This window comes from Bradyrhizobium sp. 134 (assembly GCF_023074155.1).
Lineage (GTDB): Bacteria > Pseudomonadota > Alphaproteobacteria > Rhizobiales > Xanthobacteraceae > Bradyrhizobium.
Window position 1 is genome coordinate 497,905 of the sequence record NZ_JADPKX010000045.1, and the last position, 19,913, is coordinate 517,817.

Sequence of the window (19,913 nt, forward strand, 5' to 3'; positions counted from 1 at the left end):
CGCGTTGGAATTGCCACACTGGTTGATGATTTCTGGCACCGCGTTGGTAATGGCTGGACTCATTGGCCTTGGGTTTACCCGAAACAAACAGGTTGAGAGCGAACCCGTTCTGCTCCCGAGCGACCTAAGTTCATGGAGATCTGAGAGGGGCGATACATCTGCCTCGAGTGCCTAGGTACGTCCGCACTGTTGCAAACCAAAACAGTGCTCCATCAGCGGCCGACCTTGTGAGTAAGGCCCGAACTGCTTGTCGCGAAGGGGGGCAAGTTGCCCCTTTGCTGGGAGAACCTATAGGTGCGGAAACTTTCCGCACCGCATCCTCGCTGAGCGCGCCAGAGACGCCCGGAAGGACCCTGACGGGCTCGCCTGCCAAGCGTGGAATGCCCGCATGCTGAGGCTTCCATGGGTCTGCGCAGCCCTCTCCGGTCGCGCTCGGGCTCAAAGCAGTTGAATCTGCCGCACCGCACTGGGCTCTGACGTCTATCCCCCTTGCGCAAGCTTCGGAGGCGCGGGATCATCATCGGTCAGAGGTTGTTTTCCTTGGGGCAGGCCGATTATGGGAATTTCAGGAAAAGTTGCTGCGAGAATTTCACCACAACTAAAGAAATATCAGAAGGTGCTCGCCACAGCAAAGCAGCGCGACATAGGCGAGGCAGATACGGTAACGATCATCACTGATTTCCTCTGTAACGCCTTAGGCTACGATAAGTACAAAGAGGTTTCCAGCGAGCATGCCATCCGCGGTACCTACGTTGACCGCGTCATCACGGTCGACAATAAGAAGCGCTTCTTGATCGAGGCGAAAACAATTGGCGTTGAGCTCAAGGATTCTCACGTCAAACAGGCTGTAGACTATGCCGCCAATGAGGGCGTGTCTTGGGTTGTCTTATCGAACGGCGCGGTGTGGCGGCTGTACACTCTGAAATTTGGCAAGCCGATCGACAAGGCGCTCGTCTTCGAGATCGACGTGTTGTCCTGCGACTGCAAGAGCGACGACGTCATATGCTGCTTTGGCAGTTTGAGCGCGGAAGGTTACTCGAAGGACTCTCTCACTGAGTCGCTGAATGAAAAGCAGACCAGCGGCAAGTATGCCGTCGCTGCCGTATTGCGGACGGGGAACATGGCGGAAGCCAACCGAAAAGAGGTTCGTCGACTCTCGGGTGTTAGGTTTTCCGAGTATTTGTTTTCTCTACTGGAAAATGAATTGTTAAGCGCGAGTTGGTCGACAGCGAAGAGGGGCTAGCCGCCGCTACCTATGTGAAAAAACTCCAAAGGGCGGCGGAGCGGGAGAAGGCTGAGAGTGCCAAAACACCATAGGAAGATAAAATTGCCGCGAGCGGCGACCCTGTCCCGATTGATTGCCCCAGTTCGGCGCGACGATGGCCTAGCCGATTCCCGTCTAGGCATGAGCAACCGCAAACGCGGCATCTCGCTCAGAAGCAGTCCGCGGCTGGCCGAGATCGGCCTGGGTAAGTCCCTATCAAACTCGGCCATGACGTCCACCGGAAAAGTCTCCGCCGAGCGCGCCAAAGAGCTTGTTGGAAAAACCATCGATCGACTTGGCGATCCTGCCGCTTCGGCCGAGGAAAACGCCACTCGGCAGCGCCGGTTGATCAAAGGGCCTTCGGAGTTCCGGGAGCAACGTGTCGACCGCGGCAAGGGAAAGGCATGATCGACGACAAGCTTTCACTATCCGTATTTACAATCGAGGTCGATCGAAAGCCAGTCCTTGCTTTTTCAGCTCGCAAATATTCGGATGCTGAGACCATCTGTGCCGACCAAAGAGTCCGCGACAAGCTCAGTTCGGCTCGCTCGGGTGGCAACCCTCTTTGCGACGAACTCGCAACCTTGCGCGTGCGGCTGTCCAATTCCGACGAAAAGAAGCTTTACCGAGAGCAGACCGCGGCGCGATCGGCAGATGCTGGCCTCCCGGTATATTTGGTCAAGATAGATGGATAGCTGAAACGGATGTCTGATCAAGAAACCCGCGCAACTGCGACGCTAAAGCGCGAAGCAGCCGTCAAACAGCTATTGCGTCGCGCAGCCAAGCGCACCCGACCAAGCCAGGTCTTTTCTGTAGTTCCTCATACCCGTGAGACAGATGCGAACCGGGAGTTTGCGCCAGATCGCCAATCAGACGCCATTGTTTGGTTCCTGATCGCGCTCCCGGTATTCATGGTCGCCCATGCACTCTGCGTGAAGATCGGCGCAATCTAGGTAGCTATCGAGGGGCCGAAACGCGCATCTGTGGCGACTAGCGAAGCAGGAAAGTCCCGATCGCCAGCGCCAAACAACTCAATCGTACTCGACATGACGCTACTCCACAAAAACAATTCGGATCTAATCGAATGAGCTTAGTGCAAGCCGCCCGTTCGGCGCAACTTCTGCGCTGGCTTTGTACAAAATGGCCCCTCCGCCGGCCTACGCTTCAGCCAATGGGGCGGCTGGGGAACAGCAAGAGCCAGAGAGCCCCTCGAATGCTCAACCAGGCCGTCGTCAAAATCGGTCAAGATCATTGACGGGTTGGCATTGCACTCAGCGTCCAACGGCAAATTCTTTGAAAACGGTTGAGCACAGGGTTTTAGTTTTTTCTAGCTTTTCCCGAACGGGGGCGTCAAACTTGCGTCCATTGAGAACGTAATTTTTTCAGGGACATTGCGATGGGAAAACCTGCCGTTTCCCGTGATGCCTTCCGGGGACTATTCGCTTTCTATGCGGCGAAGGCTCATCACGACCACAAGCCCGAGGCCGAACATTCCCTTTTGCGGATGTTCGGATCTGCGGACGATATACCCGATGCTTTGCTGCAGCAGTGGTCGGACAGAGCTGAGTTGCTCGGCTCCGAAACCGTTGGCCGCGTAATGGATCCACACGTCCGTCAAATCACGAACGGCAATGCACAATACGACCATGCCAGCGACTTTCTCCACACGCTGCTGAGAGACCTCGGGCGGAAAATGCAGTGATCGAACCGCCACGCCATTGGCGCTTGTCAGACGCATAGACTTCGCAGCTTGTTTCCGGCGTTTTCGAACGACTTGGACTTCATAAAAGACCTTCTGGCCTTCAGCCAAGCCCGATGAACCGGCGCGCTGCACTGCGCTAGGCTCTACCGCCGTCATCGGGTTGGATGAAGCCGACCCACGCCCATTAAACCACTGCAGTGTGTCCGCTGCCAGCTAGGTGTGATCGCAAAGGCCGTGTGAAATAGTTCACAGATTGGGAAAGAAAAGCTCGCTACCATGGAGAGAGCGGCGGAGATGCTCCGGCCTGCTGTTGCCCGGTCGTCTGCCCATCCGGCTTGATGATGAATTTTTTGTTGTCTCGGTAGCGGAAAAGGCGGCGACGATGATTGACGACGATTTGGTCGGGCACATCGCAACAATATTCAACGCTATCACCTCTTATTGCAAACCACTCTGACGGACTTCGAACGGCAGTATGTCGAAAGACGTCTGAGCGAGGAGCAATCGAAGCTGGATAGGCTAACGACTCGTGCTCAAGCAAAGCGAGACGGCCAAGCGGCTACAGATCACGCAGGGTAGGACACCCGATGGAGCACACGGGCTTGCTGTTAAGGGCTGCGGCAGAAAGGCTTGTGCGAGCAGCTGCGCAGCTTCAGCATTCCGAGCGGAGACAACTAGCCGAAGCACGGCAGCACCACCTAAACACTTGCACTCGCCCTTCGGTTGCGGTTGGATCGTCTTTTTAGGATTTGATCCAATGGCAATTCAATTGCTTGTGGCGAAGGTTCTCAGGGACGAGCTATCTTTAAGGGGCATGCAATCATTAAGCGTTGAAGATTCCGAGGCGATTGCTGCTCGCATCTTCGAGCGGATCACTGAACTCGAGCTGGAACTTGCCGCCCGGGGGTTCAACATCCCCGCGAGCGGTGATGATAGACCAACGTGACGAGCCGAGCGTCATGTCCGTTTACGATCCGCTATTGAGGGAGCTGGTGCGCACAAGGGCGCAAACTATTCGGCTCACGTTCTCGGAAATCGAGGGAATTCTTGGGAGGCCGTTACCGCCGTCAGCTTACAAATTCAGTGCCTGGTGGGGAAATGAGAGTTCGCGCAAAGCTGGGCACACGCAGGCGATGGCGTGGCTGCAGGCAGGCTTCACGGCCAGAGTTTCACTGAGACAGCGGGCAGTGGAATTCCATCGAGCCTAAAGGCTTGTACGTCGCGCCACCTTAGTGTTGCGAGCTCTCCCGCGCGTCCCGGCAGCGTCAGTCCACGGAGAATCAATCCGAACGCGGCGGCCTGTTCTACCCTCTCCTCGCGGTCCTCGGCTCTTCGGCCCTTCTCCTCCAAGGCTGCATCGATGAAAAGGAGGTCCAGAATTGCATTCTTTGAGACAAAATAGCTCCCATTCGAACGCCCCAGTGCTTGGGTTATCACTCAGGCCGAATAGCGGCCTACTGGGCAGACGACGAAGAGGTTCACCGTACTGCCGATCTCAAGTGCCAAATCGATCAGGGCAGCACTCCGAAATCAATAAGCCAATACACCCAGGTGGCACCGGACAGATCACGCAACACTCTTCAACCACAAGGTTGTGGTTGCAATGGACGAGACCGCTGTGGCGTCGCCGCATGACCGTGGCTCGAATTTTAGCCCGGGGAAAGGCGTACGCCCGAGTTCCTCGCCTCTGCGGGGCGACGCCTGGGGCGCGTCCGCGGTGAATGGCGCTCCCCGAGGTCCTATAGTCGGCACCGTCATCAGTTCAGCTTGAAAAACGTGTGCCCCAGCCGTTCCTTGAGCGTTTCCAGTAGCGACAGTCTCGTATCAGGCGCCGCAACTTGCGTCCCCATTGCGGGTACGGGATTAATATTCAACGGTTTCGCTGCTCGACGGCTAGAGACTTTTTTCGCAGCTTCTCCTTTCGCAGCATGCTTCGGCTTCAAGACCTCGACGCCCGATTTCGGAGTGTCCGATTTCGGGGCTACGTCAAGTTCGGAGAATGCGCTCTGCAGAGGCCGAGCAAATTGCACCGACGTCATCGATATAGAAGGATTGATGTTCGTCGGAGCCACAATGGTCGGCAAGCTGGTATCGATTACGACCCGTTCAGGTGCCCGCTCGGATGAGCTGATCCTGATGACCGGTCGCTCCAGGTCACTGTTACCCGGGCCCATCGCCTGCTGCGGCAGGCACCAGCCGATTGCGATCAGCAACAAGACGAGAGCGCTGCCGACGAATCCGAAGTATTTCATCAAAGGCACAGGCCGCCTCCGTTTGGCGACGACCTTGCGACCTGGTTATTAGCAAAAGGCTAAAGGTAGATTAAAACGGAAGACATGGTTATTACGCATGTTGCGACGCAGAAGTGGCTATTTCGCGGACGTCCGTGACTTCGATGCTGCATCGTAAATCTCGATCTTCAGCATCGGATACTTGGCCGACAATTCAAGGGGCCGCTTTAGTCACGGCGTCCTGATCAAGAAATTCGGTCTTGAAACGACCATCGACGAGAATCGCATAACCGGTGGCCGGCGCGAGGTCAGCAAGCCGGACTTGGCTTGGTTGCGGACGTTCAAGGTGAAGGGTTGTTTTGTTCATTCCTTACTTATCCGGTTGGAGAACGCCCTTGCTGCTGAGGCTCTCGCAATTCGCCGAATTGAATGCTTGGGGTTTCCCAACCGGCGTAAGCACAAAACAAGAGAACAACGATCCGAAATGCAATCGACATGCCGCCCACCTTTTCTTATTGGTGACGACGGTACAAACAATGCCTTACGGCCAGCTTAGGAGAAAGGGTTTGCGCAAGGTATACGCCAGAGCGAAGAGGGACGTCGGCTTGCCGTAGCCGCAGTCATATTTCTGTCGGTGACGGCACCGATTCAGCATTCATGAATGAATTCGCTATCGTAACCAGGTGTACTGCGGCGGTGCCCAGCTGCTCCATTTCCTTGTCAGCAGTGTAGGCTGAAGCCGCTCGTCGATAGGCGATTGCAACGGTTGCGTATGCATCCGTGATCAGTACAGCTGAATGATCGTGCGCATCCTTGGCTATCCGATTACGTACTTGGACGACTTTTGTCGCCGCCTGAGCGGCTAATTCGGCAAGCTTCTCGTTACTTAGGCTCGGATCATCAATACCAGGCTGACATGCAGAAGCTGCGCCGGCGATTGCCTGATAGTATTGGCGCTTTTGCCACTCATTGGCCGTCAGGTAGCTATGCAGCAGGCGGCGAGCCCTCGCTTCAAGCTGCTTTCGATCGCTTCGGATCTTTTGATGATCTGAGCTAAGCCAGCGGAGCATCGTTTGCCTGTTCACTTCGGCGCCTAACGCAAAGATCGAGGGGCTATAAAGTTCCACCAGCACACTGAGCTCGTTCGCCCATCGCCCCCCGGGAAATGTTGAAGTCGATCATAGCCTCCAGGTCCAGCGAATGAGAGCAGATTTCTAGGATGAATCAAAGTGAGGGGAAAGAGGGAGTTGAGCGTAGGTCGAAAGTGGTTTGCCTCCATGTTGCTTTGTCCGCCCTGCGAAGGATGCGTGCCGTCAGGGTATAAAGTTTGGTTTGCGGCAGCGGAGTCAGGGCCCCAGGTCGGATCGGCAGCCCAATCGACAACAAAGTCGCACTTTCCTTCCCTTGGAAAAAGCCGCAGAGCCCCATCGGGCGGCGGCCCGATTAACATTGAAGACACTATCGTTACGGGAATTGTGCGTGCTGATTTCCGAGCTGCAGGATTTTGCGTGAGGACTTATTTGCATTCTGGAAGTTGGCCAAATAACCGGCAAATGCCGCCAGCCACGCTGAAGCGTCAGTCGAACGAAGATCGTTTTGTCCCGCCTGAATGAACAATATGTTCGGGACATCTTTGAAGGCGGCGATCACTGACGATTGTCGGCCGATCATACCTGCGAGAAGAGCACCATCCGTCGCAAAGCATTGCTGACTACTCTCATGGATAGCGTTTGGTAGGGTGTGATAGGATATCGTACTAGCCCCGCCGTTATCGACACTGGAGCTTGAACCCTTCAATGATGAGATGGCGCATCACATGCATTCGTCTTCTCCCAGTTGCAGACCATCAGTGCAGCTCTGCGGGAGTAGCCTCTGAGCGGCCTTACTTTATGAAGTACCACCAGATCGCTAGCCGAAAGCATCAACCGCAAGCGCGATAAGGATGGACGCCGCAATTAGCTTCGCCCATTCACAATACGACAATTTACCCCTAAGTGCTTCTTTCTCGCGTTCGCGATCCATACTCTTCATACGTTAGCGGCTGCCTTGCAGATCACCACCACCGCCAGCAGGAACTCGATCGTAAATTTCCCAATGTCCACGGCGCTTCCTCACCCACGACAGCCGGTGGCAGGAGCGCGGCCGGGCCTACCAGGAATCGATAATTTGCGATGTACTTACGATGCCGCTTGAGGCGGCGTGCGCACTCGCCGATACACGAAATGGTCCGGCCATTATCCGCCCCGCTCTCCTGGTAAATGGCTGGCTGACGGCCATGTGACCTGCAGCATCCAGTGCCTGAACGGCCTCTGTGATCGCAGGATCGACGTGCGGCTCGATACACTCCCGCCGGATCAGCCGTGTCGCGCGTCGGCTTGCGCCTGGTCTGCTCCACATGCGGCGCCGCAGGATCTGTGCATATCGTCCCGAACTGGCATGACAGTCGCGGGCAAGTCAGGCCAAGCATAGGCTTTAGGTTTTTGATTCCAGCGATGAAGCCGTCACCGAACGCCCTTTTGCCAATCCGGAAGCTGCCGCCCACCAGCTCCTTCGGCTCGCTTTAGGCATCGAGGCGGTGCAGGACGGCAGAATCCATATCGAGAAGATCAACTACCCCTTCCTCTACACGCTCAAGGCAAGCGGCGCAGAGTTCGGCGCCGGTATCAGGTGCGCTGTCGAGAAGGGCCGGTTAGAGCTGCATGAGAGCGGCACGTATGTGCGGGTGCTGACGCCCGGCCAGGATCTGCTGGCACTCCGTTAGGAACCGACCGGGCAAACTCTGCTTGAATCCGCGCTGGCTCGGCGCCCTGAGCTGGCGGAGCGGCCCCGGTCTATAATGCTCCAGCCCCCAAGCCGGGGCCGTATCTCGGTTGGCGACCACGCAGCTGCGAGCATCCGCTTTGGCTGGTTTTTGGGAGGGTTCGCTCTCGCTCACGGGCACCCTGGGAAGCGAGGCGCTCGCCTAGGTGGCGACATTCTTCATGACAGTCGACACAGCTTCGATGAGGACCGGGCACCTTTCATATTCCTTAGCATCGCCCGCAACAGTACCGCGAAGCTCCCTGCACTCGCCGCCATCGAAGAACCACTTGGCTTTGCCAATGGCGACGATCACTTTGCATTTTGGGCATTGCACCTGCATCTGCCTACCATGCGCTCAGAATCGGCGCATTTCCAGCCACAACCTCAGCGAGTTTGGACAAGAAAGCTGCCAAAAAGAGCCTCGAAACGAAGGTCGACCCATGGGAAAAGCCGCAGCGTGGTTCCAGCCCCACTGCGGCATTCCCGGGCAACTCGAAATTGGGTTGGTACTTAAATCGCGCCGGTGTTCCGAGAGTAGAACACCCCGTTCCAAAGATGGAGTCGGTATAACTACCGGTGGCGCCTTGTCACTTTAGAGCGAAGATGGCACGGCTTGCTTTCCAGCCCCCAATGCTCCCCGCTGCCGAATCCAATTGCGGATTTGAGCGCCGGAGCCTCGAAAGTGAAGGTCGCAGGAACGGCCAGAGGCTGCTCCTGCGACCGACGCCGCGACGTTCCGCACGATCGGCGTGGCGGCTGCAACTGTTAGCACAGAGGCTAGTCAGAGCGAATGGCGGGCCGCGACGAGCCAGACGACCTTATAAATTGAGCGGCTTGTCGTCCCAGTTAAGCAGCCCCAATCCTCGCTCAAGCTCTTCCTTCTTGCCACGAGCCTTACGGCAAGAACGTCATTGACCAGCGGTGGAGTCGCCACAGCTCTTTATCCGACATGCAAAGGGGAAGCTGGCAACTAGTCGTCTGCGGAGCGCGGAAGGTTAGAGGCGCCCGCGAACTTTAGCTGTTCTTCTGACTGACCCTCTCCGCCGTCGGTGCGGCGTGCCAATCCTTCTTTGCTCAGCTTCGAGCACGCGGTTGCGAAGGGCTTCGAGTTCGGAAAGTTCAGAGATGAGTGCATTCAGATACTGGCGGCGCAGGACATCTGCGCGAGCAAAATTACGCATGGAACGCCCCAAAAATAATCACACACAAGAAACTGCGAGGCCGCTAACGCGGTAGATTATGGCCACTACAGCCTTTGAGTTAACTGGCGTCAAGATGCTTCTACCGGATGCAACGGGCGGCTTTCGCAAATGAAAAGCCCGCCCACCTGGGACCCGGCGGGATGACTAGGATTACGATCCGGACAGACCGCGAAATTACTTGAGCACAAAGGCACGCCAGCGAGAACCGGCGGATGGTGGGCAATCGAAAGCCATCAAAATCCGCCCGCCTGCTACGTGCTGAGCCCCCGCACGACCGAGCCGCATCACACATCAACAGGTGGCGTACCAACCATCCGGAAACGGTAGCAGAGGCCAGGTGCCCGCGTTGTCATTCGCAACCTCGGGCATGACGTTGATGGTTCTTCGCCCACTCGCCCCCTCAGTAGGAGGGGAAGAGAGGCAGGCAGCAGGCGCACGCCCGCGACCATGGGAGCGTTGCTCGGAAAGCTCTGTGCTTAAGTGCGTAGTCTCTATGGAGGGCATAATGTTCAGTCCGCGCGCTGGGAGCGCTGAAATTGAATTTGAGGGAAAACGTCCGGGCTCAGATCACGCCCGCAATAATCAAAACTCCGACCTCGACCAGTAGGAGCGTACCCGTTGCTGCGGAGATGAAAAACCAATCACCTAATGACAGGAACTGCATGATTGCGTCCCAATTTGCCAAAGAAGCGGCCCCTACATCCATTGGACGGCGTAAGCAGGGGGCACGATGATGGGGCCGCTTCCAGGAGGTCCTTGACGCGTGCGTCCGGCGCCAAGCTTCGCATCCTAATCCAAATTTAAATCTCGTCTAGCATTTAATTCATTTAATGTAATTTGTTTGTTTAATATTCAATCGGGTGACGTTTGCAACGATGCAAGCCGCCGGGTGACGGCGACTTCCGCTCCCTGGTCGAGGCCGTTCAGCGCCGCGGCGTGCGGGTCACCGTGATTTCCACGATCGCGAGCCAGCCGCCGATGATCGCCGACGAGCTGCGCCGCCAGGCCGACGTCTTCACCGACCTCGTCGAGCTGCAGTCAAAGCTCGGCCGCGACCCGTCCGAACGCCCCGCCCCGCGCGATCGTGATGCGCGTGGACACATGCCCAAATTCTTGCAAGAACCGAAGGGAAACGACCCACACGAGTAGACCCTGAACGCGGCGCCGCATTTCGCAAGTGCGGATGGGCCGTTGGCAGATGTCGCTTTGAGATATCTTGGCGACGGCTCGGGTCGCTTGCATGCAGTCGAAGCCTGTCCTGGCATCAAGGTCAACGCCAACCAAGGAAACTAGTGGACAAGCACGAGGATCGGGGGCCCGACCGCTCGTTTCCGCTCTAGCGAAAAGGCCGCCGCCGACGTCGGCGGCCTTCGGCTTGTTACGAGCAGGTTGCTCCGGACATTTTTTGACGGGGCGTGCAGGTGGTCATCATCCTTTTCTGCCCGGCCGCGCCCTTCGCTGGTTGCGCCACCGGCGCCTTTGATTTTGCCGCACCGGGAGCGGGCGGCATGGCTTGCGCCTTTACTTCCAACGAAAACGAAACAAAGAGACAAGCAACAGCAATAATCGCGAGCGCACTCTTCATCTTACCCTCCGTTTGGTTTGGCAGTGAGGCTTTCAACTAAGGAGCGCGACGGCCGGCATCCGAAACGAGTACAGGTCGGCCATCCGTTCGACGCTCGCGTCTAGACAGGCTGTTCCTTCTTACAGGCCGAGCTAGCCGCTGCTTGAGTCGCGATCGGCTGTCGGGGCTGCGCTGGCACTGAGTTTCCAATTCTGTCGTTCAGCTTTCGGCTCTCCTCAGAAATCCGAAGCGCGGCGCGCTACGCACATCCAACAGATATCAATTTAGAAATCGAATAACCGGCGATATCTGATCTTTGCCTCACAAATCACATCTGTAAATAGAAAACTGGCAACGTGATGGATTAATTATGCTCCTGGCCACCCGAATTAAATAGGCCTTGGTCGCAACACGCGGCAGCGCCTTCGAGCAAACGGAGCCACATGCGTTACGTGGGGGGGCCCGCTCACGATCCGAGACGGCCCGGTTGATCACTGTCACTGCGGTCTTTGCGCTCATCTTCGCAATGGCGATGTGACAGCGCAAGTCGAGCGGTAGTTGTTGTCCGGCCGCCGACGGAGTTTGGCCTGTAGACCGAGATCCGGACAAAGCGCGAGGCTCTGTCGCATGAAGACCGCCAGGTGTGAACGAAAGGCCGCGAGTTAAGGCGTGGCCAAAAAGCGACGCGGGATCGCGTCAGCGACGATCTGGACGCACGTGGAGGGGCACGACTTTGCCCATGTCGCTGTGACCGGAGCGCCGGCTTTGCAGCTTCACCACCTGCTCGAGTTCGAGAGCCTCTATGGCGAGCTCATCTGCCAAGCGTTCGAAAAGTGCGCGCTTTCGCGGGTCGCTCGATCGCCTGCTCATAAGGACCAAATCCGCGGCATCGGCACGGAGTCTGTTCAATTTTTCCGTTAGGTCCGCCATGGTATCGGCCCGTCCTAGACCCACCTCGTTATGCGTGACGGGATGCAGGTCAACGGCGGAACACGCTAGGGGTTCTTCGTTAACCGATTGTAAGGCCGACATTCGTGAAGGCCGAGATGTGTGAGCGAGCGCCCGCTAGCTTTGCCGAGCGCGTCTGCGGCTATCCGATCAATGCTTCAGTGCGCACACGTGGTTACGAGCAGCATGGTCCGGCTGCATTGCCAATCGGACCCCAACATTGGTTCATGGACTCCACGAGGAGTACCGACGGCCATAGTAGTACCAGCCGCGACCAGAACAGCGGCCGTCAGCGCGAGCATTCGATACGTTGCCAAGTTCCACTTCATTGCGCTTCCCTCCAGTGGAAGCGCGCAGACTAGGCTCAGGGATACCTCCCGCTCGTGAACTACTTCACAGGGCGCTTCGTAACGGTCATCACAGTCGCGTGCAGCAAGCCTGCTGCGTGAAGCGGCGGCCCTCGATGCGCTAGGCCCCAGAGGCGCAGTCATACGTGATGCTGCAGTGCCCAGAAGGCGATCAGCAGAAGGGCTGCGGCCCCAATTCCCAGCAATAGGAGAATGGCTTCCAGCATGACGAATCAAGCCCGCCCAAGGGAATCATACACATGGGTGAAACTTAGTCATCGTGGACTGGCCTGCCCCGGTCCGATCTGATCAAAGAAAAACCCGCCGGCCTCCCCACCTGTCGTGAGCACCGCATCATCAACCGGCAGTTAAGGGATTTGGAACTATCTTACACGTAAGTTCTTCCGTTCTGAATGGCCACTGGAGGCTAACAGATGACGGATGAACAGCTAGCTCGTCAGGCTGTTAGCGACGCCCAGCGCATTCTGGAAGAATACTTAGAACCGAGGCCCCGGAATAACGAGCGCATCATCTCGGACAAGCTGGTGGAAGTGCTCGAGCGGCCAGATCTTCTGGTCGCTATTCATCGGATGCAGCGCGGCTCGTAGGCGCTCCGTTGCTGGTCGGCTCGTGCGAATTCGAGCCAGTCCTCAGCAAGCTTTAGCCACGGCTCCGCGTCGGCGGACTGACGGGCTTGCGCCGCCCGTTCCCTGCACACCTCAGCAAACTGGTAGAAGCGAAGTACATCTTCCGACATGCAAAATGACGCGACTAGGCCCATCATCCCACATCAAGAGTATCGCCTCTTCCGACACTGTCTGTCGAGTATCTCACATATCATCCCTGATTGGGGTGAATCCTCGCCAATGTGCTAAATGGGCAACCCCACCGGCCCGCAGACGCTTTCAGGTGTCGGCTTTGCCGGTTGCCAGCACCATAGAGGCAGACGCCGCGTCACAACTCAGCAGGTGGCGTACCAGCCATCAGGGAACGGCAGCAGAGGCCATTCGCCCGCGATGTCATTCGCGGCTTCCGGCTCGGCGTCGATTGGCCCACTTGCCGAAGGACGCCACGCAGGAGGCGCACCCGGCTCGCGATCATAGGGGTACTGGTCGGAAGGCCCTGTGCTGCTGAAGTGCATAGACTCTATCGAGGGCATAAGTGCACCCCGCTCTTAATATCTCACAATTAAACGGTTAATTTACCTATTAAATATATTAAATATTTGACTTGTTCAATTACGAAATGGTTGAATAGGTTTGTCCTACCGGCGCCCGTGAGCGCGGTATTTTGAGGCCAGCGACCATGTCCTTGGCATTCCCGCACTGGCTGATGATCGCAGGGGCCCTACTGGTGGGTGACGGCTATATTGGTGTCCTCGTCAGCGGAAAGAAAGCGAACAGGGTTGATCGACCTCCAGGCGAGCCGATCGATGTGCCGGCTTTACCGCTCGTCAACTCGCATGACCCGCAGTAGCTCGCGCGCGTTCCCCCAAGAGCGAGGTTAGCAATGGCTGTCAGAATTGAATGGGGTCCGCTTGCGGCGATAACGAACGTCCGCAACGAAGCGTGCAAGGCCCGAGACTTCATCATCCAATCCCATGATGGACACGTGCAGGGGCAGATTGTCGTGCCTGACGACGCCGATCAGTTCGTGATGGGGGCATGTGAAATCCGGCTTCTCGAACTGCTAAAGGATGCCGTCAAGGAACTGGAGCGGTGAAAGCGCCGAAGATCGCAGCACCAAAGCGTGTACTCAATTTCGGTACACGTGATCAAAGCGCCCGGCCCGCCGGCGCGAATCGGCGGGCCCTGTCCAGCCACGCCTACACTCTCAGATTACCTGCGGACTGCTTGTCCGATCGCTCACGATCAAGCGCGCGAGGAGGTTTTCAGCGATCTCCATGCAAGCGGAATGGTCTCTCAGCAGCGTGTGAAGAAAGTCTTCGGGCTTTGCTCCGCTCATGAAAGGCAGTTCACTGTCGCGGGCGAGCGGCTCGACGTAGAAGCAAAGCTACCGCACGCGCCTGCCGCCGTCGTCATCCGTGCCGACCTAGCGTCCTCGATGCCGAGCTTGCAAAACCAGCGATAGGCGAGGTTCGCCTGCACTTCACGGCAGATCAGCCCTTCAGAGCGGATCGCAACGACATACCCCACGACCAGCATCCGGATCACCAGTTCCGGATCAATCGACGGGCGCAGTGAGATGCAAGGTGACCGCGAAGCCAGGACAGATCGAGAGTAGCATCGATCTTGCGCACCAAATGATCTTCCAGAACCTCATCGACACGACGAAACTCGTAGAACAGTTGACCTTGGTTACCCTTCAGACGGCCATCATAGATCGACCTCGCCGCGATTCGCGTCAGCACAACGGAGTCCCGCCTCGCGCCCTGTCTCAACTGGCTTTTGCAGCAAAATCGGCCAATAACGGAAGTCACGTGGACTGCACCTACCCCATACTATCGCCAGCGATAAATGCCTAACGTGAACGGGTTCACAAATGGACGAGAAGGCCAAAATGTAACCGCGGACGATACGCGAGACCGGGCGCTTAGTGGATGTGCGCTAGTGCGATCGGCAGGTCAGGAGAAAAGCGTCGAGCATCGACGCCACCGCGCTTTCCAACGATCCCAAAAACGATTAATCTCCTCTTCACGCAACTAGGAAGCCTGATCGGAGAATAACCCACACGATAAATTAGATGGAGGGACCAATGGCGAAGAGAGCGACTACGCTCGGCGGTGGTGGACCAGTGAAGAGAGCGATTACGCTCGGCGGTGGTGGACCAGCAGCAGGGCTGCACATCGGGGCTCTGGAAGCTTTTGCCGCTGCCGGTATAACCTTTGATGTATGGGCGTTGTCCTGCATCGGCGCGTGGGTTGGAATCGTCTACAATCAATTCGATGACGACGAAGACAGGGCCAGACTAACCTATCAGTTCTTCAAGGATGGCGTATTTCGAGACGACGAAAGCTATGAGCGCTTTCCGATCAATACGGTGTTCGGGCCCGATTGGCGCGCTAACATGAAAGCTCTGAGTAAGTTCGTAACGGATTCCGATAATTACAAAGATTTTGTATGGGACCCGTACAGAATGGTGGATTCGTTTCAGGAATCCATGTCGCTCCTGCTCAATCGCATGAAGGACAGTGACGGGAGGAAGAAATACGACAAATTGGACGAGGGAGATATCAATGGATGGATTCTCAATCACGGGATGGCCCCGAATCCCTTCATTCGCTATCTAACATCCATGATGTACTTGTCCAACGTCACCGGACTTTCAAGGATCAACTATCCGAAAAGCGAATTTATGAAGCGCATCAAATTCGAAAACCTATTCGACAAGAAGAAGGGAGGGAAGGAAGGAGAGGAGAAAGAGAAGAAGAAGCCATTTATTTTTCACAATGCGTGGAATCTAGATGAGCAGGAACTCGCGTTGTTTTCAAATCGTCCTATGCGCGATAGGTTTTATCAGGGGCCGATCGACGCATCAACTTTGTGCGCATGTTCGGCTCTTCCCTTCGTCGAGGAAACTGTAAAGATCGATGGAGACACGTACTGCGAAGGAGCGCTGGTCGACACCGTCAATTTCGAAAGCTTGATAGACGAGGAAGATCCTGACGAGATTTGGGTGATGCGGATTGTCGATGCGAAGCAAGTCCGCAAGCCGGACAACCTTCATGATGCCCTAGCAAATCTCTGCCAGCTGTTTGCAGCAACCGTCGGTGAGGATGACGTTAAGTTGTTCAAATATCACGTCCAGTATGACAAGCCCGCCCCTGGGAAGAAGCCATGGACCGGTACGGTCGTTGAGATTCACGTGCCGGCGGGCATTAATTTCAAGTGGAATCATAGCAATCTGGATAAGGGGCGGACGCTGGGAAGAAAGGCGGCGGAGGAAGCAGTCGCCGCGTATCAGGCGAGGGATAAAACGCCTTTTGCCGAAAGCGAAAGAGTTCGGTTCATAAACGAGAGGAAAGACGACAAAAGGGGGCGGTATATCGAGAGGGAGCGGCTGGCAATCGCGATTGCCGAAGCGAAGGGCACGCGCGATCAAAAGCGTTGGTTAGAAAGAATGGAATCGTGGGTTGATGCTGCGTCGGGAAAAGAAGTCGAGTCGGACGAGACTGGCAAATATCCGATAGGCGCCATTCCTTTTCCCGACTTCGCACTACGCGTCCCCCAGGTGAAAGCGATCTACGACCGCCTTGGTGCGCCAGCCTCGCGTTTGGAGCAGTTGTAGTTCGTGTCACCGCAACCGGTCGAGCAAAGCCTTTGCCTGCTTTAGATCCTGTGTGTCGAAGCCCTCGGTGAACGAGGCGTAGATCGGCGCGAGGACGTTGAGCGCTTCATCGCGTCTGCCCTGATCGATCCACAGAGCGGCTAGATCCGTTGCGGCGCGGAGCTCAAGCGTCCTGGCGCGTTGGCTTCTTGCCGTGCTCAATGCCCGGTCGAGCAGCGCCTGCGCCTCGGCTTCAACGCCCGGTCCGCCGCGGGCGACCAGCACCCGTGCCTTCAGCCGATACAATTCGGCCTCCAAAATTCGTTCGCCGTTTCGGTTCGTTGTAGCGAGGCCGTGCTCGATCAATTCCAGCGCCGTCTCGTAGTCGTGACCAATTAGCAATGGCGGACACAAAAGCACGTACAGCGCGGTGATGGCCAGCTGATAACCTGCGCTACGATATTCGTCCAGCGCGGCACGGATCTCCCCGAGTGCGCTGGGTGAAGGTTCGAGCGACGCCGCGCATATGCCCCGAATAGCGCGCGCCAAGCGCCATTGCCGGAATCCATGCTCCTCCGACAGGGCGATACAGCGTGCGGCATGACCTTGCGCAGTCAGGAACTCGCCGCGAAGAGCGTGAAGAATGCATGCATAGTAACAAGCATACGCCTGCGAATGCGGATGACTGATGGCGTCGGCACGCTGAATGGCGAAGTTCACTCGCGTGAGTGCCGTATCAGCGTGGCCGAGCAGCCAGAGCGCCCACGACATCAACGCCAGGTCAGCAACGCCGGCGTCCTGGCCGGCCACACGTGCCGCCAGCCTATCCCCTTCGCTGCTCGCCTCAAACGCATCGTAGGCCCGTTCGATCGCTTCATGGGCACCAGTGAGACGTCCCATGAAAAGGCGGATCATCCCCTGCCCGCGCATCGCATTGAGCAACGTCGGTCGATCGTCGCGCGCTTCGGCGAGTTGCAACAGGGCGGCGATCGTTTCCTCAGCCACCGGCAACTCACCGCGCATTACGCTCGCGGTGGTCAACCAGAACATCACCTGGAGTTGCTCGGGAGGGTCTCCAAGGCGCTCGCACAGCCCACGCGCGCGGGCAAAGGTTGCCATCGCCTTGTTCGAGGCTGGTCCTTGAGTAGCGATCAGGCAAGGCCCGAGAGCGAATTGGAAGTCAAGTTCCAACCTGTCCTTTCGCTCGCTGTCGGGCAGATGGCCCGAGGCCTCGATACCTCGTTGCAAGTGCGCGATGGCCTCAAGGTTGGCCGAGCGCATGGCGGCCTTCTTGCCGGCGCGCAGCCAATATGCCTCCGCCCTTTGAAACAGCCCGGCCTCCTTCAGATGGTGCGCGAGAGTTTCGGGTTGAGTCTCCACAATTTCCGGGAATCGTTGCTCGAAGGCGTCTGCGATGGTGGCATGCAGCGCTGCGCGTCGGCTCTTCAGCAGCCCCGAGTAGGCAGCATCCCTGACAAGCGCGTGCTTGAAGGTATAGACCGCCTGGGGTATCTCGCCCCGGCAGAATATCAACTCCGACCGAACCAACTGGGCAAGCGCCTCCTCAAGTCTCTCTTTTGGCAACCCGGCTACGGTGCTCAGCAGTTCGTAGGAGAACTCGCGACCCACCACAGCGCCGATCTGAGCCACCTCCCTCACCGGAGCCAATCGATCAAGCCTCGCCATCAGCGATGCGTGCAAACTCGTCGGAATCGCCATCGGGGGCAGAGGACGGTTGAGGACGTAGTGATCGCCCTGCTCATGCAATAGCCCGGTTTCGAGCACAGTCTTGGTCAGTTCCTCGACGAACAGGGGCACGCCATCGGTCCGGGCAAGGATCTGGTCCATTACCTCTTCCGGGAGCGTCTTGCCGGCGGTGACGCGCTCGATCAACGCCGCCCCGTTGCCTCGGTTTAGCCGCGTGAGCGAGATCGTCGTTACATGCGCATGACCTGGCCACGGCGGCGTGAACTCTGGCCTCGCCGTGATGAGCAGCAGCACACGAAGGCGGGGTAGCTGTTCCAACGTCATCGTGAGCAGCTCCAGCGACGTCGGATCTGCCCAATGGACATCCTCCACAATGACGAACACGGGCTGTCGCGCCGCCAATAGATTGAGCTGAGTCAAAAACGCCGCCAGTGTCATCTCCTTGCGCTTCTGCGGGCTCAGCTCTGGAATGCGGTAGCGCTCACTGGTTGGTAGCGACAGAAGGTTAGCTAGAGGTAGCAACACGCGGTCGGCATCAGCCCGCACGAGCAGAGCCTCGAGCTTAGCGAACTTCTCTGCGGGCGGATCGCCTCGCTCGAACCGGGCAGCGCGTTCGAGCTGGCGGGTGAAAGGATACAGCGCACTGTTGGTGTGGTGCGCCGAGCAGAACTGGCGCACCGTGATATGCGGTCCGCCCTGGAGCCGCTCCTCAAGCGCCAGCGCAATGTGCGACTTGCCGATACCGGGCTCTCCGATGAGCATCACCCCGCAACCTTCGCCACGCCTGGCGTGCTGCCAGCGACGCAAGAGCATCTCGATTTCCTCGTCACGCCCAATTGGCGGTGCCAATCGGGTTTTGTGCTGTGCCTCGAACCGGCTTTCCACTTCGGTTGTTCCCAGAACCTGCCAGGCTGGCAGTGGCTCCGCCCATCCTTTAAGCGCGACAGGGCCGAGATTGCGGAATTCGAAATGCCCATCAGTGAGCCGGTGCGTACTTTCGGAAATCAGCACGGTACCGGGATTGGCGAAGGTCTGCAGGCGCGCAGCCAGGTTCGGCGTCTCGCCAATGACCGTCTGCTCTTGAGCTGAACCTTCGCCGGTCAAATCGCCCACGACCACCATACCGGTAGCGATGCCAACGCGAACCTGCAGCTCGGTGGCGGGGTCTGTCCGGAGGCTAGCTACGGCATCGACAAGCGCCAGCCCGGCGCGTGTCGCCTGTTCGGCATCATCCTCGTGCGCCTGGGGATAGCCGAAATAGGCGAGCACGCCGTCTCCCATGTACCGCGCGATAACGCCTTCATTCCTGGCAACAACCTCTGCGATGCAGCGGTGATAGGTGCCCATTACGGCCCGCAGGTCCTCCAGATCAAGGCGGGCCGAAAGTGCCGACGAGCCGACCAAATCGCAAAACATGACTGTAAGCTGACGCCGCCCGGCGTGATCCGCCGACGCCGGCTTAGCGCCGACTTGAGGCGTTCGCGGGACCTCTCCCTGAAGTTCTACGATCGCGCGCAGCATCTTGCGGCGATGCCCAAGCAGGACGCCCAAATCCTTTAGATCCTGCTCCGTGAGATCTCGAACCACCGAGAGGTCGATGGCGTTTTCGCGGAATCGATCGGCGTACTCGCCCAAACCGATCGATGCCAGCCACTCTGCAACACCGGTCATGTTATACCTATGGCTTATACAATTCAGAATAGCACATGGGAGAGCCTTGCGAAGGCACATCTGTCGACGAAGCGCCGATCGCCGGACTGCTCGCGCAATGTAACCAGTGGCCACTGCATAAAAGAGACGCTTCCAAGCGCGATGTCTGTTGGGGGGCAAAGGGTGAAGAACTCAACCTGAGCAAATCTAGTCCGCTGTGCCACTGAGCGGACTTAATGAAGTGCGCCGCTACTTCTCTAATGGGCCAG

Annotated in this window: 17 protein-coding genes and 2 pseudogenes; 12 read left to right on the forward strand and 7 right to left on the reverse strand. The window is 57.4% G+C overall.

Annotation, left to right across the window (positions count from 1 at the left end; translation table 11 throughout):
- Positions 1–556 precede the first annotated feature (556 nt).
- The 4 genes from IVA75_RS17310 to IVA75_RS17325 all read left to right on the forward strand — a co-directional run bounded on the left by IVA75_RS17310 (position 557) and on the right by IVA75_RS17325 (position 2,217).
- Positions 557–1,243 (forward strand): type I restriction enzyme HsdR N-terminal domain-containing protein, encoded by a 687-nt coding sequence (locus tag IVA75_RS17310; RefSeq protein WP_247289131.1) that lies wholly within the window; start codon positions 557–559, stop codon positions 1,241–1,243.
- A gap of 162 nt (positions 1,244–1,405) precedes the next feature.
- A complete protein-coding gene (locus tag IVA75_RS17315) occupies positions 1,406–1,672 on the forward strand; it encodes a hypothetical protein (RefSeq protein ID WP_247289130.1) in 267 nt (88 codons plus the stop codon).
- Entirely contained in the window at positions 1,669–1,959 is a 291-nt protein-coding gene (locus IVA75_RS17320) for a hypothetical protein (protein WP_247289129.1), read from the forward strand. Before IVA75_RS17315 ends, IVA75_RS17320 begins: the two co-directional genes overlap by 4 nt.
- Positions 1,960–1,968: 9 nt before the next feature.
- On the forward strand, positions 1,969–2,217 hold the full coding sequence (locus tag IVA75_RS17325) for a hypothetical protein (RefSeq protein WP_247289128.1): 249 nt from the start codon (positions 1,969–1,971) through the stop codon (positions 2,215–2,217).
- A gap of 482 nt (positions 2,218–2,699) precedes the next feature.
- Here IVA75_RS17325 and IVA75_RS17330 read toward each other — a convergent pair whose 3' ends face one another.
- Positions 2,700–3,098: a hypothetical protein gene (locus IVA75_RS17330; protein ID WP_247289127.1), complete on the reverse strand. Its 399-nt coding sequence runs from the start codon at positions 3,096–3,098 to the stop codon at positions 2,700–2,702.
- Between the two features lie 625 nt (positions 3,099–3,723).
- Between IVA75_RS17330 and IVA75_RS17335 the strand changes: the two genes are divergently transcribed.
- Entirely contained in the window at positions 3,724–3,912 is a 189-nt protein-coding gene (locus tag IVA75_RS17335) for a hypothetical protein (protein ID WP_247289126.1), read from the forward strand.
- Between the two features lie 811 nt (positions 3,913–4,723).
- Here IVA75_RS17335 and IVA75_RS17340 read toward each other — a convergent pair.
- The 3 genes from IVA75_RS17340 to IVA75_RS17350 all read right to left on the reverse strand — a co-directional run bounded on the left by IVA75_RS17340 (position 4,724) and on the right by IVA75_RS17350 (position 6,330).
- The gene (locus tag IVA75_RS17340; RefSeq protein WP_247289125.1) at positions 4,724–5,227 is read right to left on the reverse strand and encodes a hypothetical protein; all 504 of its coding nucleotides are present in this window, start codon (positions 5,225–5,227) and stop codon (positions 4,724–4,726) included.
- Between the two features lie 184 nt (positions 5,228–5,411).
- Positions 5,412–5,564, reverse strand: coding sequence for a hypothetical protein (locus tag IVA75_RS17345; protein WP_247289124.1), 153 nt, complete (start codon positions 5,562–5,564; stop codon positions 5,412–5,414).
- Positions 5,565–5,817: 253 nt separating this feature from the next.
- Positions 5,818–6,330 (reverse strand): hypothetical protein, encoded by a 513-nt coding sequence (locus IVA75_RS17350; protein WP_247289121.1) that lies wholly within the window; start codon positions 6,328–6,330, stop codon positions 5,818–5,820.
- Between the two features lie 1,442 nt (positions 6,331–7,772).
- Between IVA75_RS17350 and IVA75_RS17355 the strand changes: the two genes are divergently transcribed.
- Both IVA75_RS17355 and IVA75_RS17360 read left to right on the forward strand, forming a co-directional pair.
- Positions 7,773–7,958, forward strand: coding sequence for a hypothetical protein (locus IVA75_RS17355; RefSeq protein WP_346658428.1), 186 nt, complete (start codon positions 7,773–7,775; stop codon positions 7,956–7,958).
- A gap of 2,131 nt (positions 7,959–10,089) precedes the next feature.
- Positions 10,090–10,350 (forward strand): annotated as a pseudogene (locus IVA75_RS17360) (NYN domain-containing protein); the annotation flags it as partial.
- 229 nt (positions 10,351–10,579) lie between these two features.
- On the opposite strand, the gene IVA75_RS17365 reads toward IVA75_RS17360, so the two are convergent.
- A complete protein-coding gene (locus tag IVA75_RS17365; protein ID WP_247289119.1) occupies positions 10,580–10,786 on the reverse strand; it encodes a hypothetical protein in 207 nt (68 codons plus the stop codon).
- A 648-nt stretch (positions 10,787–11,434) separates the two neighbouring features.
- Between IVA75_RS17365 and IVA75_RS17370 the strand changes: the two genes are divergently transcribed.
- The 4 genes from IVA75_RS17370 to IVA75_RS17385 all read left to right on the forward strand — a co-directional run bounded on the left by IVA75_RS17370 (position 11,435) and on the right by IVA75_RS17385 (position 13,782).
- Positions 11,435–11,686 (forward strand): hypothetical protein, encoded by a 252-nt coding sequence (locus IVA75_RS17370; RefSeq protein WP_247359417.1) that lies wholly within the window; start codon positions 11,435–11,437, stop codon positions 11,684–11,686.
- Between the two features lie 808 nt (positions 11,687–12,494).
- Complete coding sequence (locus IVA75_RS17375; RefSeq protein WP_247282098.1) at positions 12,495–12,668, forward strand: hypothetical protein; 174 nt, start codon at positions 12,495–12,497, stop codon at positions 12,666–12,668.
- A 697-nt stretch (positions 12,669–13,365) separates the two neighbouring features.
- Complete coding sequence (locus IVA75_RS17380) at positions 13,366–13,536, forward strand: hypothetical protein (protein WP_247282097.1); 171 nt, start codon at positions 13,366–13,368, stop codon at positions 13,534–13,536.
- Positions 13,537–13,569: 33 nt separating this feature from the next.
- Positions 13,570–13,782, forward strand: coding sequence for a hypothetical protein (locus tag IVA75_RS17385; RefSeq protein ID WP_247282096.1), 213 nt, complete (start codon positions 13,570–13,572; stop codon positions 13,780–13,782).
- 335 nt (positions 13,783–14,117) lie between these two features.
- Here the strand turns inward: IVA75_RS17385 and IVA75_RS17390 are convergent.
- A pseudogene (locus IVA75_RS17390) lies at positions 14,118–14,389 on the reverse strand (transposase); the annotation flags it as partial.
- A 386-nt stretch (positions 14,390–14,775) separates the two neighbouring features.
- Here IVA75_RS17390 and IVA75_RS17395 point away from each other — a divergent pair.
- Positions 14,776–16,308 (forward strand): patatin-like phospholipase family protein, encoded by a 1,533-nt coding sequence (locus IVA75_RS17395; RefSeq protein ID WP_247282095.1) that lies wholly within the window; start codon positions 14,776–14,778, stop codon positions 16,306–16,308.
- Between the two features lie 6 nt (positions 16,309–16,314).
- On the opposite strand, the gene IVA75_RS17400 is transcribed toward IVA75_RS17395, so the two are convergent.
- The gene (locus tag IVA75_RS17400) at positions 16,315–19,665 is read right to left on the reverse strand and encodes an adenylate/guanylate cyclase domain-containing protein (RefSeq protein ID WP_247282094.1); all 3,351 of its coding nucleotides are present in this window, start codon (positions 19,663–19,665) and stop codon (positions 16,315–16,317) included.
- Positions 19,666–19,913: the final 248 nt, after the last annotated feature.